This window comes from Nocardia anaemiae NBRC 100462 (assembly GCF_001612725.1).
Lineage (GTDB): Bacteria > Actinomycetota > Actinomycetes > Mycobacteriales > Mycobacteriaceae > Nocardia > Nocardia anaemiae.
This window is the reverse complement of sequence record NZ_BDAZ01000058.1, coordinates 57,337-72,672: the sequence shown is the minus strand read 5'-3', so window position 1 is coordinate 72,672 and position 15,336 is coordinate 57,337. Positions and strand designations below refer to the sequence as shown.

17 protein-coding genes and 1 pseudogene are annotated in these 15,336 nt (G+C 62.9%); 9 read left to right on the top strand and 9 right to left on the bottom strand.

Going from position 1 to position 15,336, the window contains the following annotated elements; translation table 11 throughout:
* Positions 1–410: 410 nt before the first annotated feature.
* Positions 411–2,468 carry a serine/threonine-protein kinase gene (locus NA5_RS29070; protein WP_084484500.1) on the top strand — a complete coding sequence of 686 codons (2,058 nt, stop codon included), beginning with the start codon at positions 411–413 and terminating at the stop codon, positions 2,466–2,468.
* Between the two features lie 430 nt (positions 2,469–2,898).
* Positions 2,899–3,336 (top strand): hypothetical protein, encoded by a 438-nt coding sequence (locus NA5_RS29065; protein WP_062991700.1) that lies wholly within the window; start codon positions 2,899–2,901, stop codon positions 3,334–3,336.
* Between the two features lie 446 nt (positions 3,337–3,782).
* On the opposite strand, the gene NA5_RS41685 is transcribed toward NA5_RS29065, so the two are convergent.
* Together NA5_RS41685 and NA5_RS29055 are read right to left on the bottom strand one after the other, a co-directional pair.
* A complete protein-coding gene (locus NA5_RS41685; RefSeq protein WP_063813651.1) occupies positions 3,783–4,994 on the bottom strand; it encodes a CBU_0592 family membrane protein in 1,212 nt (403 codons plus the stop codon).
* A 257-nt stretch (positions 4,995–5,251) separates the two neighbouring features.
* On the bottom strand, positions 5,252–5,614 hold the full coding sequence (locus tag NA5_RS29055; RefSeq protein WP_062991698.1) for a DoxX family protein: 363 nt from the start codon (positions 5,612–5,614) through the stop codon (positions 5,252–5,254).
* Between the two features lie 306 nt (positions 5,615–5,920).
* Between NA5_RS29055 and NA5_RS29050 the strand changes: the two genes are divergently transcribed.
* On the top strand, positions 5,921–6,784 hold the full coding sequence (locus NA5_RS29050) for a LysR family transcriptional regulator (RefSeq protein WP_174555284.1): 864 nt from the start codon (positions 5,921–5,923) through the stop codon (positions 6,782–6,784).
* 139 nt (positions 6,785–6,923) lie between these two features.
* On the opposite strand, the gene NA5_RS29045 is transcribed toward NA5_RS29050, so the two are convergent.
* Positions 6,924–7,427 (bottom strand): nitroreductase family deazaflavin-dependent oxidoreductase, encoded by a 504-nt coding sequence (locus NA5_RS29045; protein ID WP_062991696.1) that lies wholly within the window; start codon positions 7,425–7,427, stop codon positions 6,924–6,926.
* Between the two features lie 99 nt (positions 7,428–7,526).
* On the opposite strand from NA5_RS29045, the gene NA5_RS29040 reads away from it, so the two are divergent.
* Positions 7,527–8,144 carry a TetR/AcrR family transcriptional regulator gene (locus tag NA5_RS29040; protein WP_062991767.1) on the top strand — a complete coding sequence of 206 codons (618 nt, stop codon included), beginning with the start codon at positions 7,527–7,529 and terminating at the stop codon, positions 8,142–8,144.
* A 58-nt stretch (positions 8,145–8,202) separates the two neighbouring features.
* Here the strand turns inward: NA5_RS29040 and NA5_RS29035 are convergent, their stop codons facing one another.
* Entirely contained in the window at positions 8,203–8,628 is a 426-nt protein-coding gene (locus NA5_RS29035) for a tautomerase family protein (RefSeq protein WP_062991694.1), read from the bottom strand.
* Positions 8,629–8,707: 79 nt separating this feature from the next.
* Between NA5_RS29035 and NA5_RS29030 the strand changes: the two genes are divergently transcribed.
* Both NA5_RS29030 and NA5_RS42475 read left to right on the top strand, forming a co-directional pair.
* Positions 8,708–9,292, top strand: a complete 585-nt coding sequence (locus NA5_RS29030; protein WP_062991765.1) for a TetR/AcrR family transcriptional regulator — start codon at positions 8,708–8,710, stop codon at positions 9,290–9,292.
* Positions 9,293–9,351: 59 nt separating this feature from the next.
* Positions 9,352–9,540 (top strand): annotated as a pseudogene (locus tag NA5_RS42475) (transposase); the annotation flags it as partial.
* Positions 9,541–9,619: 79 nt separating this feature from the next.
* Here NA5_RS42475 and NA5_RS29025 read toward each other — a convergent pair.
* The 3 genes from NA5_RS29025 to NA5_RS41905 are packed head-to-tail and all read right to left on the bottom strand — an operon-like array spanning position 9,620 to position 10,834.
* Positions 9,620–10,087: an NUDIX hydrolase gene (locus NA5_RS29025; RefSeq protein ID WP_062991692.1), complete on the bottom strand. Its 468-nt coding sequence runs from the start codon at positions 10,085–10,087 to the stop codon at positions 9,620–9,622.
* Positions 10,074–10,427 carry a hypothetical protein gene (locus NA5_RS41910; RefSeq protein ID WP_245672446.1) on the bottom strand — a complete coding sequence of 118 codons (354 nt, stop codon included), beginning with the start codon at positions 10,425–10,427 and terminating at the stop codon, positions 10,074–10,076. Before NA5_RS41910 ends, NA5_RS29025 begins: the two co-directional genes overlap by 14 nt.
* A complete protein-coding gene (locus NA5_RS41905; RefSeq protein ID WP_218020179.1) occupies positions 10,424–10,834 on the bottom strand; it encodes a helix-turn-helix domain-containing protein in 411 nt (136 codons plus the stop codon). The genes NA5_RS41910 and NA5_RS41905 overlap by 4 nt, the downstream gene beginning before the upstream one ends.
* A gap of 107 nt (positions 10,835–10,941) precedes the next feature.
* Here NA5_RS41905 and NA5_RS40735 point away from each other — a divergent pair, with 107 nt between their 5' ends.
* Complete coding sequence (locus NA5_RS40735) at positions 10,942–11,445, top strand: hypothetical protein (RefSeq protein WP_157110687.1); 504 nt, start codon at positions 10,942–10,944, stop codon at positions 11,443–11,445.
* A gap of 34 nt (positions 11,446–11,479) precedes the next feature.
* Positions 11,480–11,689, top strand: a complete 210-nt coding sequence (locus NA5_RS40730; protein WP_157110686.1) for a hypothetical protein — start codon at positions 11,480–11,482, stop codon at positions 11,687–11,689.
* Between the two features lie 505 nt (positions 11,690–12,194).
* Here NA5_RS40730 and NA5_RS29015 read toward each other — a convergent pair.
* Positions 12,195–12,410 carry a hypothetical protein gene (locus NA5_RS29015; protein WP_157110685.1) on the bottom strand — a complete coding sequence of 72 codons (216 nt, stop codon included), beginning with the start codon at positions 12,408–12,410 and terminating at the stop codon, positions 12,195–12,197.
* A gap of 364 nt (positions 12,411–12,774) precedes the next feature.
* Here NA5_RS29015 and NA5_RS43315 point away from each other — a divergent pair, with 364 nt between their 5' ends.
* Positions 12,775–13,107 carry a peptidase inhibitor family I36 protein gene (locus tag NA5_RS43315; RefSeq protein WP_084484499.1) on the top strand — a complete coding sequence of 111 codons (333 nt, stop codon included), beginning with the start codon at positions 12,775–12,777 and terminating at the stop codon, positions 13,105–13,107.
* A 369-nt stretch (positions 13,108–13,476) separates the two neighbouring features.
* Here NA5_RS43315 and NA5_RS29010 read toward each other — a convergent pair whose 3' ends face one another.
* Positions 13,477–15,204 carry a serine/threonine-protein kinase gene (locus NA5_RS29010; RefSeq protein ID WP_062991688.1) on the bottom strand — a complete coding sequence of 576 codons (1,728 nt, stop codon included), beginning with the start codon at positions 15,202–15,204 and terminating at the stop codon, positions 13,477–13,479.
* Positions 15,205–15,336 lie beyond the last annotated feature (132 nt).

The following is a 15,336-nucleotide window of genomic DNA, read 5'->3' as shown; positions in this document are numbered from 1 at the left end:
AATCCACCGACTACCGCACGGACCTGCAAACGGATCTGCGGTGCAGCGGCCGCGTGCGTCGGTGACCCGGCAGAAACAGCCGTCGTCGAAGACTGGCCACGACGGCTACGACCAGACTGCGCTCACCGCGGAAGTCCAGCCGAAGCAACAAAACGCAATCAATCGGCATGAGCGCGTACTCGAGTTCGCTAGAGCCAGCGGGCGATGTGGCCGGGGATCGATCTCGAGGCGGCACCGGCGCCGTCTCGGACTCGAGCAAGTCGACCGGTTCGAGATTTCGTATGGCCGGTCCGCGCCTATGCTTACGGAGAGGTTTCTGTTGCCAGTGCGGGTGCCCGAATAGCGGGCTGGGTGTTTGCTTGGTCGGGTGTCGGATTGAGGGTGTTCCCGGAAGGGAGGGGTCCTCAGCGATGGGCGCTTCGTTGGAGTCGGGGGGAGTGTTCGCTGGCTATCGGATACTGCGTCGGCTCGGTGCGGGTGGTATGGGCACGGTGTATCTGGCTGAGCATCCGAATTTGCCGCGCCTGGTCGCTCTGAAGGTGCTCAACCGTGCTCTTACCGATGACGAGGATGTGCGTGCCCGGTTCCTGCGAGAGGCCGATACCGCTGCCCGGCTGGACCATCGGAATATCGTCACCGTCTACGACCGCGGCGACGAGGGTGGTCAGCTGTGGATCGCGATGCAGTATGTCGACGGCAGCGACGTGGCCGAGCTGCTGCGGGATGGGGGGCTGCCGGTCAGGCGGGCGGTGTGGATCGTCACCGAGACCGCGGCTGCGCTCGATTATGCCCACGGGCACGGGGTGTTGCATCGCGACGTGAAGCCGGCCAACATCTTGTTGACCGACGCGTCGCGCGGTGAACCCGAGCGGGTGTTGCTCGCGGACTTCGGTATCGCCAAGGCTCTCGATGAAACCGGCGGTTTTACTCGCAGCGGCATGCTCCTGGCGAGTCTGCAGTACGCCGCGCCCGAGCAATTCGATATCGGTGCGACGATCGATCATCGTGTCGACGTGTACGCCCTGGGTGCGACTTTGTACCGGATGCTCACCGGGGCGCTGCCGTATCCCGGGAGCACCCCCGCACAGCTGATGTACGGGCATTTGAGCCTGCCGATCCCGAAACCTAGCAGGCAAGGAGAAATGCGGGTGCCCGAAGGTTTCGATGCCATTGTCGAACGCGCCCTGGCCAAGGATCGTGACAGTCGATACTCCAGTTGTGGTGAGCTGGCCGCTGCTGCCAACGACACGCTGGCGGTGGCACCGAAGGAGCTCACCGCGACCGTCTCATCGCCGAGCGCACCGCCGAAATCCAAGACGGTGGCGGAGGGCATCCCGGCAGTCGGAGGCGCCGAGTATGCGAGCACGATGAAACCGGCGGTGGTGCCGGGGACTCCGGTCCGAAAGCGCCGCGTCCGCCGCCAGTTGCTTGCGGTTGCCGCCGCGGCGGTCGCGATCATTGCTGCGGTCGCTGTGGTCCTGATGTGGCCGAAACCGCCACCACCGCACGGCTCGCTGGCCTTCACTGTCAGTCCGGTCGCCGTCGGGAAGAACCCGCAGGGCGTAGCGGTCGATGCCACGACACACAACGTGTATGTCGCGAATTCTTCCGGCGGTACCGTTTCCGTTCTCGACGGCACCACCAGCGCTGTCGTCGCCACCATCGAAAACACTCCGGGCGCGATGGGTGTGGCGGTCGACCCGCAAACCCGCGCAGTGTACGCGACCGACTACGCCGACGCCGGCAAGGTGTTCATGATCGACGCGAACACCAACACCGTCACCGCGACCATCGCCGTTGGGGCCAACCCGGACGAAATTGCGGTAGACCCCCACACCCATCTGGTGTATGTCACCAACGCCACCCTGGATCCGCTCGCAGAGGGCCAGACCGGTCCACGTGTGGCGTCGAAGCCGGGTTCGGTTTCGGTTATCGACCCCCGCGCCCGTGCCGTGACCGCCACCGTCGGGGTGGGTATCCGGCCGATCGGGGTCGTGTTCGACGCTGATCGCTCGCGGCTCTATGTCGGTATGGACGGCGACAACTCCGTGTCGGTGATCGACGTGTCGACCAACACCGTGGCCGCGACCGTCGCGGTGGGTCAGGGGCCACTGGGCCTCGTGCTCGACCATCGCTCCGGCACCCTCTACGTCGCGAACAACGTGGGTGACTCGATATGGACGATCGACACCCACACGAATCGGGCCACCGGCGCAATCCCCGTCCGCCGCCCGAGCATGATTGCCATTGACCAGGATCGCCGCATCGTCTATATCGGGGTGCTGCCGGCGAGCGGCGACCCGAACATGAGCGACCTGACGCCGGTGGCGATCGACGCCGACACACACAAGGTAACTGCCATCCCCGGGTCCGGCCGGGTTATAGCGTCGGCCGCGGTTGACCCTGGCACCGGCGCCGCCTACCTCGTCGACTACAACGACAGTGCGGTCTACGTGGTCAGACCCTGACCGATTACCTTGTGGCCACGGGGCACCCGCGATGAACAATGAGCCAGAACGACCATCCCCACCAAGATCGAACTAGTTTGAGCGCAAATCACTGTCCAGCGGCGGCCTGGCGGATTTGTTGATCTTCTGCGCAAGTACCGCGTGTTCATCGATGGCAGCAAAGTGGGTCTCATCGGCCGTGGCGAGATGCTCACGGTCAGCGTGGACCCTGGCAGCCACGAGGTCCAACTCGAGCTCGACTGGAGACGTCGCCGACCGGTGGCCAAGAGGACCGCACCCAGCGGCATGAGAGTAGGTTGCATTTTGCAACTATTCTGGATTGGTGTTGCGCCGGACCGCATTGACGCCAGCATGGACACGTGTCTAGTCTGGTGTTCGGAATCCTGGTTAGCGAACATTGGCTACCCGGTGGCGAAGGAGATCGTCAAACGTGTCGAAAATCCCCACTCGCGAGGCGCGTCTTGCCCACGCTGCCCAGCACGCAGAGCTGTGGAACGCCGGTCGGAAAGAAGACTGGATCGCCTCGTGGCGCACCATCGTTCCCGCCGGGTTGCGCATGTTCGATCCCGTAGGCACCCAGGAGAAGACCGGCTTTGACGTGGCGACTACGCACGCGTGGGACATGTTCCAACAGTTTCTGCGGATCACGATGCTGACCGTGCAGGTCAACGGTGACGAAATGGCGTGGGTGTGCGAGAACCGCTTCGGCACCGGCGAGGACATCGTGATGGTCCACAGCATCGAAACATTCGCCTGGGACAGCGCGGGCAATCTGCTCATCAAGACCTATTACCCGATGCCCGAGCATGTGGGGGCGACCAGCGATCCGTATGCGCACATCCTCGAAAGCCGCAAAGACGGAACGTAGTCGCGCGGTCACACCCACCCCTGTCCGCCCTACGTCGTCAACGATCCAGCTCGATCCCAACCCTCGGCGGCACCGACAGGCGCGCCGATTCCGACACCGCCTCCTCGGCCCGGAACGAGACCGTTTCCATCAGTGTTTGACGACGATCGCACGAGGCCAACCAAGCGCTGCATAATCGGCATGAGCGCGTACTCGAGCTTGCTAGAAGTAGCCATGTGAGGTGGCAGTGGTGGCGGGGCCGGTCGCAGTCGGACCGTAGGTCGACCCGCAGAGGTTATTCGGTTCCAGAACGCGAGTCGAGGGGTGAGCAGGGTGTTCGACGTGCAGATATTCGACGCTTCCGCCGTCGAATTCCGTTTCAACGTCTAGCGTTCGGCTTCTGCGAAGAAGTCGGCCGCAGGGCGTCGGTTGGCGGGTTTGCCGAACCAGTGGGCTGGGGTGGTTGTTCAGGTCCTGTTGGTGCTCACCGATCCAGGCGACGTGGCCGAAACTTGTTGTTGTCGGTCCGGTGGATCATCGGGGTAATCCGGGTCCGGCATGTCGTTGTCGGCGCGGCATATCTCCCGGTACATATCCAGGACGTGCCGGAGAGCCGGATTCGGTGGCTCTTGGGGTAGCTGCGCGTGGTGGTCGAGAAGATCACCCGCGCGCAGATACATGTGGTCCAGCGGATTGAGGTAGCGTCCGTCGGCCCACCTGACCCGGGCGGTGCTGTACCTGCGCAACAGCACCACGTCGACGCGTGGACGGTTGCGCGTTCGCAGGCGCCCGCCAGGTGCACGCAGCCAGTGCAATTCGGCGACAAGAAGTTCCGGCAGCAGGACCTGCGTCATGACCTTGTCGGCGCCGACCGGCCGCACCCCCTCGCATTCGCCGATGATCGACAGCGCCCGCGCGATCCCGGCCAATTCTTCGAAACCGGTACTCGACATCCACGGCCGCAACCCCAGCTGCCATGTCCGCCGCTCCAGCTCCGCCAGATCGGGCAGCGCAGGACCGCGACCGAAGAGCACACGACGCCATCGCGGGCGATAAACCACTCGGGCGATATCGGCCAGGATCGACCACCACAGGCCGAAATTCATCTCGGGCTGGCCGACGGGATGCACTTGCGGGTGGCCGGGCGGAAGTGCCATCGCGACGATCCTGCGGGACAGCTCCGGCGAGGTGAGCAGGTCGATGTCGGCACGAACACCGTTGTCGCGCAAGAATGCGAGTGTCCACCACAGGATATGGGCCTGTAGCCACTGTCGGCCCTGAGAGCCCGCGTAGGAGTTACGGAACAGGTGGATGAGCCGCTCGGGTTTGCACAGCTCGTCCCCTCTCAGGACAGCGGCGCGGATCGGTGGTGTTGGAAGTTGTCGATAGCGCCTCCGCGTCCGAGCCGACGAAAGGCCTACGGGCGCCGGATCCAGCGCTACCGATCGGGCCGATCCACAAGCACTGCGCAGCGAAATCGCCGAGACCACGGCCCACGTGCCCTCGAGCAGCAGGAATCCCCAGTCCCGTCCCATGAACGCGAGGACGGCGAGCAGCGCACCACCCACCGCGTTCAGCACCAGATACTCAACCGATTTGTCGGTCATCCCGCCGATCTGGGCGGAGACGAAACCAGCGAGCAGCAACAGCGCCCCTGCCACTTGCAGGATCTGACTCATAGGAGCCCCCGCACGCCATCTATGACCGAATGACGCTCGAGCGGTGCAGCGCTCCTCGACGAGTCCTGCGGGAAACAGGGAAACCACGCGATTCGATACTTGTCGAGAGCCGAAATGTTCACCTACATCGCCTGCTTCGCCGATTCGGGTTCGTTGCACGGTGCCACGATCGGCGACAAGCATCTGACGCACCGAGCTCCGATGCATCGGTAGATCGCTGCCACGCGACCACTCCAGCTACCTAGGTAAGCAGAGAGTCACACGCAGGTGGTCGCGAACAAAACGGTCACGGCTGCTGTCAGGAGAAGGGTGATGTTGAGGGCGACTTTTCGATCTCCGCCGGTCAGATGGACCGGGATCGCACCGAATTGCAGGAGTACGAACCCAACGGCCGCGACCACAGCGAGCCAGGGCGCGACGCCGGTCAGGGGTGGAAGGATCAGCCCGAGCGCGCCGAGTACTTCGAGCACGCCGATGGCGCGCACGGCGGGTAGGGGTGTGCGGTCCACCCAGGCCATCATGGGCCGGAGTCGATCCCGGCTTCGGGTGATCTTCAGTGCGCCTGCATACAGGTAGAAGAGTGCGAGCAGGCCTGCGGCGATCCAGAATGCGATATTCACAATTCCTGTCCAGGGTGACATCAGGGACCGAGGCGAAAGCGCCTCGGTCCGCGGGGGATTCAGGTGAAGTCGGTGGCGGTGACGGTGGCGTAGTGGCGCATCACGTCGATGTTCAGCTGTGGTGCATTCGCGTGGCACCTAACATGATCACCTCACCCTCGCTGGCAGGCACTATCGAAACCGTTGTGGCGGAGTTCGTTTCGTCGCTGTGTGTTTCGTCGGTCATATTTCGATTGCACCGCCGGGACACCGGAGGTGTCCAAGACCTGTTCCGCGATACCGATACCGGACGGGTATCGTGCCAGTGTGGAGCTACGTACGCTGCGTTACTTCGTAGCTGTCGCCGAGGAACGCCACTTCGGTCGCGCCGCCACCCGGCTGCACATGAGTCAACCGCCGCTGAGCCGCGCCATCCGGCAACTGGAGGCGGAAGTCGGTGCCGCCCTGTTCGATCGGTCGCCCGCCGGTGTCGGTCTCACGCCGGTCGGGGCAGTGCTACTCGACGAGGCGCGTGCTCTGCTCGAGCAGGCCGACCGGGTCAGCGTGCGGGTGGCCGCAGCGGCCGGAAACGCGAATCTCACCATCGGGATCCTGGGTGACGCCACCGACCCGGGCATCACCAGACTGGCCGCCGCTTACCGCCATCGGCATCCCGAGGTCGACATCCGTATCCGCGACACCGACCTCACCGACCCCACCTGCGGGCTGAAGGCCGGACTTGTCGACGTCGCCGTGACCCGTGCACCGTTCGACGACACTGCCCTGACTGTTCGTGAACTGCGCGCCGACCCGGTCGGAGCCGTACTACGCGCCGACGACCCGCTGGCCCACCGCGACCACCTGAAACTGGCCGACTTGGCCGACCGTCACTGGTTCCAGTTTCCCGCTGGCACCGACACCCTCTGGCAGACCTACTGGAACGGTGGCGAACCGCGGGAAGGCCCGGTCGTGCGGGTGGTTCAAGAGTGTGTGCAAGCCGTTCTGTGGAACGGCACCGTTGGCATAACTCCGCTCGGGCACAACGTTCCCGCGGGACTGGCCGTGGTCGCGCTGATCGATATGGCGCCGAGCAGAGTGGTGGTGGTCTGGAACGAGGGCGACGCCAATCCGTTGATCCGATCGTTCGTGCAAACAGCAACGGCCGCATACCTCGATCCTCCGAGCAGATAAGTTCGAGACAGCGAGTAGTAGCCGCGAGTCGGCCGACTCTGTAGTGGTCTCGCCGTTGGCACACCTGGAGCCAACTACCCGAGCCACAGCGGTCTCGGGGGGTGTGTGATCGTCAGCGGGTTGTGCTGCACCAGTAGCGCTATGGCGCATCCGGATCGGGGGCGGTGCGGGGGCGGAGGATGATGACTGGGATTTCGCGGTCGGTCCATGCTTGGTAGGTGTCGAAGTCGGCGTAGGCGCGGACCAGTTCGGGCCATAGGCGTGCGCGTTGTTGCGGGTCGGCGGTGAGTGCGCGCACGGGATGGCGGTCGCGGCCGATCTGGATGTGGGTGTCGGGGTTGGCGCGCAGATTGTGGTACCACTGCGGGTGTTTGGCGAGTCCGCCCTGGGACGCGACGATGATCGTGTCCGCGCCGTCGGTGATGTAGAGCAGCGGCGTGGTGTAAGTGGTGCCGGATTTCCGGCCTCGATGTTCGAGTAGCAGAGTCGGCACCGGCTTGCGGAAGCCCGCGCCGATGCGCCATTTTCCGCCGATGCGTCCGCCGGTGCGTTTGTAGACCCAAACTTGGGCTTTACCCATGTATTTGAAGATCTTCGGCAATACCGGTGAGTCGAGCTGTTTGGGGCGTGGTGGAGTCGTCATTGATTTCCTTCGATCCGTCCTACTGAACTTGACCATACATCTAGCGGCAAGTGTATGGTCAAGACCTCGGACGTGAAGTTTGAAGGAGTGAGCAATCCGGTGCGCACGCATGGATGGTCGGGGACGGCACCCGTGGACGACGACGAAGCCGTCGAGCGCATCCTCGCCGCGGCGCGTCGGGCGATCGACCGATCCGGCGGCGATTTCAGCGTCGCGGAGGTCGCTCGCGATCTCGGCGTCACCCGTCAGACCGTGTACCGCTATTTCCCCAGTGCCGAAGCGCTTTTGACCGCGACCGCCATCGCGCAGACCACGCATTTCCTCGATGTCCTCGCCGAGCATGTGAGCCAGATCCGTGACCCCGCCACCGCTGTCGTGGAGGGCATCGCCTACACACTCGAACGTCTACCGCACGAGAAATACCTCAACCTGCTGCTCGCCCCCGGCCGCGCCAGCGCCTTCTCCGCGGGCGTAACCTCCGACACCGCATTGGCATTCGGCCGCTCGATCCTGCAACGCTACGCGGTCGACTGGGCCGCCGCGGGAATCTCCGGCACCGAGCTGGACGAGCTCGTCGAGCACATGCTGCGCATCGTCCAGTCGTTCGTCATCGATCCCGGCCGCCCGCCGCGCCACGGCGAAGAACTTCGCGCTTACCTCACCACCTGGGTCGCTCCCGCGCTCGACTCCGCGTCACGGCGCGGTGTGGTCAGTTGACGCCGAGCGGCGCTCGCGCCACTCGAGGTGGTTGGTGCGCAGGCAGTCAGCTCTTGCATCAGCCGCGCGCCTGTGCCGCAAGGGCTTTCAGTTCGGCGTAGCGCACGACGGTGCCTGCCGCGCCCCAGGTTCCCTCGGGCTGTTCGTGGATGAGCACCCAAACGCGCAGTGCGTCGTCCGCGCCGAGTCCCGCGGCCGCCAGCACGTCGGCGGTCACCTGTTTGATCAGTCCCTCCTTGCGCCGATCGGATAGCGCGCCCTCCGGCACGGTGACATCGACTCGGAATCGTGGCAGCTCGTCCTCGACGCTGGTGAAGCCGCCGTTCGGCACTTCGTCGACGCGGCACCACGCCTGTGCGCGGAAGAACGCGTTGTCGGGTGCACCCTCCCACTTCAGCAGTGTGGCGGGCAGCGTCTGCTGCAAGGTTCGCCGGATGTCGGCGGACAAGACCCCCGCGGGCAGGGTGAGCTGGATCATCGGCATGAGGAACACCTCCGTTATAACGACCGTTATATCTCGTGCACGGTACGCTATGACAGTCGTTATGAGCAAGGGAGGTGTGATGGCGCAGTCGGAGGCGCGAGATCGAATGGTGGCCGGCGCGGCCGACATGCTGCGCCGCCGCGGGCTGAACGCGACCAGCGTGCGCGAACTGGCCAAACACTCCGGCGCACCCCTCGGCTCGACCTACCACTACTTTCCCGGTGGCAAATCCCAACTGGCCGCCGAAGCCGTCCGCTTCGCCGACGCCCTGGCCTCCCGAAAGCTGGCCAGAGAACTCCCCGCCGGACCGGTCGCCGGACTCCGCGCATTTGTAGACATGTGGCGAAAAGTAGTGGTGGACAGCGATTTCCGTGCCGGATGCCCCGTACTGGCGGTCTCGGTCGAAGACCAGCCCGACGCCGACGACGAACCGCGCCGCGCCGCCTCCGCCGCCTTCGACCACTGGATCGAACTACTCGCCGAATCCCTGCGCACCCACGGCGCGACTCCCGCCGCCGCCGACCGAACCGCCACCCTGATCGTCGCCGCCATCGAAGGCACCGTCGCCATGTGCCGAGCTCAACGCAGCACCCGCCCCCTCGACCAAACCGCAGACGCCCTCGAAACCGTAGTCCGCGCGGTTACCGACCCGACCGCGAGCTAGGCTGTGTCTCTCAATGGCATTGGTCGATCAGCTCTGCACAGCAGGGCTGATCGACCATCATGGTCGTCGTGGCGACGGTGGCAGGTGATCAGTATCAGGTTCTGACGGATAAGCAGTGGGAGTTGCTCGAGCTGCTGCTACCGAAATCCGAAGGGCACGTGGGTCGTACCAACAATCGCCTGGTGGTGGAGGGGATGCTGTATCGACTGCGGACCAGCCTGCCGTGGCGGGACCTGCCGGAGGTCTTCGGTCGAGGACCTGTCGTATTGCCCGAATCCGTGAGCTCCGCGAATTGTCAGAAATTATTGTTGCAGAGAAGGATTCAGGCTAGCGGACGATGGGGTACTGCCCTGAGCGCCAGTCATCCAATCGGCGTCGTATGCTGGCAACCATTGGTAGAGAAGCGATGTCGCCTGGCGCGAACCACGCCACTTCGTGGGATTCGTCGGACACAGTGAGCGTGCCGCCGACCGGTCTGCCGAGAAGGCAGATCGAGAACTCCTGTCTCACTTCTCCGTCGTCGTAGGCGAACACGTGTCGGGGGTTGGTGTAGGTGCCAACGATCCCAGTGATCTCTACATCGATCCCGGTCTCTTCCTTGGTCTCTCGGATTCCGCATTCGGCGAGTGATTCGCCGAGCTCCATTTTGCCGCCGGGCAGCGCCCACATACTGTTGTCGACGCGGCGCTGCAGAAGGACTTGCCCCGTGTCGTTCACGACAACCACAGACGCAGCGGGTACCAGACTGTTCGCTGCAGGTGCGTTCGGGTCGTTTTCGTAGTCACGTCGTCCCATGCGCGGGATCCTCCCAGATGTCTCGGCCTCGGGACCATAGTTCATCAACGTGCTCCATGAACCGGTCGAACATGCCGTCGTTCTGCTCGCGACGGATGTGGAACATCGGCGAGTCGTGGCCTACTCGGCGAGCCAGGATCGGGGTGACGATCATTTCGTTGTCGAACCTGAACACGGAGATGTTCACGTGCCCCGTCTCGTACCTGGCTTCGATGTTGTCGCACTCGCGTAGCTTGTGCAGCTCGCCGACAGTGACGGCGATCCGGGTTGACAGCATGAGCGGGACTCCCTCCTCCTGCTCACGTTGGCGGGTGGCATCGCTGTCAGGATCACCTATCAAGAATCGTATTCGGCAACCATTTGATGCCTTGCGCGCAATAGTTTTCCAAGATTGGCCTGTTCGAGCCAGAGGAAGTAGCTCGTATACCCAGCAAAGGTCAGCTCTTGTCGTGCATTGTGAATTAGGTTGCGCCACAACGAAGCTGGCGCAGCAGACCGGTACGGGAAAACCTGGACGATCTCGCGGTCTGGTCCGGTTTTGAGGCTCACCCGGATAGCTGATGGCCACAAATCGGCCTCCTCTGCTCCGAGCTTTCGACATGCCGCCCAACGGTGTCGGGCGTGCGGAGTCCGAGTGGGGTGTGTGATCCATCGGTTGACTGTCTTGACATCGACATCACACGCTTCCGCAAGTTGTTGATCCGATACACCGGCCTTGGCCATAGCTTGGCGCAGGGCTTCGTTCACAGTACCGCCTCCTGCCGCTCGGGACAGCAGGCACTTTATCGGAGAACGTCCCAAACGTCCTGCGAACGTGGTGGTAACGGCCCTTGCGGCGCAGGACTCTTGTACGCGTGGCGACAAGTAATTCGGATGGTGATAACGAGGGTTCGGCCGATTATCCGACTCTGCCGCAACGTAAACCGGGCATGTACCCGATTGCAGCGGAGGTAGCCGAGCTGCCATCGCTCGAGTTGTGTGTGCGCCTGGTTGAGGCACTGGGTAAATGGGCCATTCCAAACGCCCCGGCATCGGGATGTGTCGCTTCCCGGCACCGGGAGCATTCAGGGCAAGAGGGGAACATGGATCTAAATTCGTTGCATACCACTGGAAACAACGATGGAACCAAGAAGGTGGTGTGGCGACTGGTTGGGCGGGCTCCGCAGATCCTTCGGGTGGAGTTTCCTGCTGAAGCGTTCACGGCTTATCGACTGCCTTCGCGGACGCAACTGCCGGAGGCGCAGCCGGGAACGATCATGTTCGACTCCTATCCGGATCTGGTCGACGCTCGGGAATTGCTTCCTGAGCACGGCGATTGTGGGATGCGGTGCGCGAGGAGTATTGGATTTCGTTGTTGAATATGAGTGAATGTCCCCGAAGGGATTTAGCCGTATGTCCGAGATCGATCCGCGGCGAAGGAAACCCAATCCAACCGTGCAGGCTTTGTTGGCGGTCTTCAACGAGGAGACGGCGACCAAGCTGCGGGTCGCTCCGGTTGATAGCTTGCCACTGTTCCTGCGGTCAGATGGTTCAGTGTGTGAAGTGGATGTGGATGGCTGGCTCGTCGAATATGACAGTCGGGAGAGGCGGCCGTCTCTGTGATGGCCTTTCGATCGGGGGTGTGATTTACCGAGTGTGGAATATGTGGACATGCTGTCCGGTCTGGGCGATTGGGAGTGCCGGGAGTAGGATCGTGCTGGTCGGGACGGATTTTGCTCGATGCGAAATGTCGGGATCGGATGGTCTGAATAGAGAGTGCTCGCGATCCGTCATCGGTTGGAGGATTGATCATGCTTCGTATTTCGCAATTGGTTGCTACTGGTGCTGCAGGGGTTGCCGCGGCGCTGTTTCCGGTGAGTGCGCTGGCTGCTCCGGATGATCCTGGGACGCCCTGTGGGGACCAGATGGTTATGAATACTCATCGGGAATGCGTTCAGATCGGCAGCTTTTGTACATTGTCGGATGGGATGATCATCGGGACTATCGGGCCTGATGGGCGGTGTGTTATTCCCGGTACCAATATTTGAGCCTGTTGAATCCGCTTGTTGCGCCCAATTATAGTTAGGTGCAGGCGGTTTGGTGCCGGTCCGAGTGAAAGCTGTTGAAGCTAGCGGCCTCTGGGATATTTAGTCACTACGGTGTCGTCGGTATTGGCGGCCAAATAGGCGCCGCCGTAGTCGTCGGTCAGGTAGATCATGACTGTTGGTTGGTCGTTGTTGAAGGTCCAGGCCGGGTCGACGATTACGTAGCGGGGGGTGGGGGTGGGAAAGAACGTTGCTTCGTTGAATCCTGGGCGAAGGACCACCATCGCTAGCCTGGCCACGACAGCGGTGATTGCCGCGGCCGGGGGCCGATGACGATCCCGCGTGAGAGTGGTTTGCGTTCAGTGGGATTCGAGGTTCCGTGCGGGGCGGTGGGTTTCGGGTTGTAGCGACGTTATTGGATCCGTGGAGCCGAGATGTCTGATTACCTGGCCTTTTGCGAGCCAGAATGCGCTGCATTGCAAGCTCAGACCAGACGGGTGGTCGTGCCGGGCATCGTCCGATGCTCGGGGCCGACATGGTTGACGGCTCGCTCGCTGTCGAACACAATGAACTGGACGCAGGGGGAGGATCCAATTCGTTTACGTCACATTGGCATCGCCTTCTGGAGCTACTGACTATTTCTGGAGTTGCGAGGAGACGTCCATGAAAAGAACTGTTGGTGGAGCCGTAGTGGTAGTAGTGGCTGCCGCTTTCATTGCTACGCTCGATGCGGGTGTATCTTATGCCGATCCATCCGCTTGTCCAGGCGAGAATTTTTGCCTGTGGCCCGATGACAACTTCCAACCCGGGGCGCCTACCTTCGCTATGAAGAGGACCGGGGGCTGCCTCGCTATTGGTGCGATCAGGTCCGCAATCAACAACACGGCATATACGATCACCGTGTGGGAGCAGGCGGACTGTTCCGGCTCGAGTTACCCATTGGGGCCGGACCAGTGGGCTGCCACTTTCAGGTTCACAGCGAAATCCATATCGTGACAAGCGATTCGCGATGTGGCGGCTACCTCGCAGAAGATCCTGACATCAAAATGTAATTTCGGCGCGCGTTCATGAGACTGGTCCCCACGCGATCTGAGTTGGGTGCCGGTGCATCATGCCGGAGCGACGGGGGTAGCAGGCGAATCAGCGATTGTTGAGTGGTCGTTACGTTCGGATGCCTGATCCGGGTCAGCGCCTGCGTGTTGCTGCACTCTTATGCATTGTCGGACGGGTTTTCATCGGGACGAGTGACCGATGGGCGGTGTGTTATTCCCGGTAGAAATATTTGAGGCTGTTGAACCCTCTGTTACGTCTAATTTCGATTAGGTACAGGGAGTTTGGTATCGGTCAAGGGGAAAGTTGTTGAGGTTAGCGGCCCCTGGGGTATTTGGTTACTACGGTGCCGTCTGTGTTGGCGGCAAGGTAGGCGGCGCCGCCGTAGTCGTCGGTCAGGTAGACCATGACTGTTGGTTGGTCGTTGTTGAAGGTCCAGGCCGGGTCGACGATTACGTAGCGGAGGGTGGGGGTGGGGATGCCGAGGCTTTCGTCGGCGGTGCGGAATAGGTCGGGGAGGATGTCCCAGTTGATCGAGCTCAGCTTTATGGTGGCTTTGTCCGAGAGCGGGCCGCCCGCGCCTTTTCGGGTGGCGGTTCCGTCGCGGTAGACGAAGAGGTCGTAGAGGTCGGGTTTGTTTTTGACCGGTGCGCCGACATTGGCGTAGGTCGGGTAGAATGTTGCCTCGTTGAATTCATCGCTACCGGAGACCTTTTCGAGTGCGGCGATGGCCTGGCGAATGCCGGTCGGGGTCAGGAGGTCGACGGTTTTGCCATTGACGGGTGCTCCGGACGTCGGAAGTGTGGCTCGGCTTGTGGCGGGGAATTCGTTGGTGGCGGGGCGATTGCTCGGATCGGCCAGGTTGCCGGTCGAATCGGGGCGCAGGGCCACAATCACCATTGTGCCGACGACGGCGGCGATGAGTGCGACAGCGGCGAGGCCGAGGACAATCCCGCGTGAGAGTGTTTTGCGTGCAGGGGGATTCGTGGCGCCGTATGGGTGCGTGGCGGGTGCCGTACCGCTGGGTCCGTGGAACTGGTCGACTACGCCAGGCGAATTGAAGGCACCGGGTGTATTGCCTGCTGGCGAATTGAATCCGCCCGGTGCATCGGCCGCAAACCCGCCCTCCCCACCAACAGCTCCCGGACCACTGCCCCCACTCAGTCCACCAGAAGCCCCCGGTCCATTACCCCCACCCAGCACATCGAACACCCTTGGCGCACCGGCAAACCCAACCGCCTGCGCAAGCATCAGATCTACTTGTTCGGCGCTCGGCCGACGATCCGGGTCAGGCACCAGCAGCGCCGTCAAAACCGCCGTCAACACCCCAGCCCGCTGCGCCGGCGGCACCTCCCCTCTGATCACGGCGGCGAGTGTGGCGACGGTCGACTCGCGCCGCATCGGGTGGAACCCCTCTACCGCGAAGTACAGCAGCAAACCGAAGGACCACAGGTCAGACGCGGTATGGCCCTCCTGGCCACTGAGTCGTTCCGGCGCAACGTAATCCAGCGAGCCGACCACGCTGCCGGTGGAGGTCAATCCGTTCATGCCGTTGATCGCGGCGATACCGAAATCGGTCAGGACCGGTGAACCGTCTTCGCGCAGTAGCACATTCGCGGGTTTGATATCGCGGTGCAGTACGCCCACCTGATGCGCGGCACGGAGGGCGGCGAGGATGCCACGGCCGAGATGCGCCGCTTGCAGAGGCGGCATCGGTCCGCCCGCCAAACGATCGGCGAGACTCTGTCCGCGAACCAGTTCCATGACGATCCACGGATGCGCGACTTCGGGTGAGTCCACGATGTGGTGGATGGCAACGACATTCGGATGACCGATCCTGGCCAGCGCCCTGGCCTCGCGCAGCACCCGCTCGCGGTGCACGCCGGGCGAGCCCGCGACATCGGTCTCCGCCCGCACCTCCTTGAGCGCGACCTCGCGATGCAGCGCGAGGTCATAGGCACGCCACACCGTCCCCATACCGCCACTGCCGAGCGGCTCGAGCAACTCGAAACGCCCGTCCACCACTGCACGCTCGGACACCACGGCGCAAGCCTATGGTATTGCCGCGCCCATGCGACATACGTGTTTCACATGCGTCCGGTGGAGATGAGGCGGTCGAGTCCGGCGAGGATGTTGTCGCAGGTTGGGACAGGACGGGGAGTAGGAGTCCCCGTC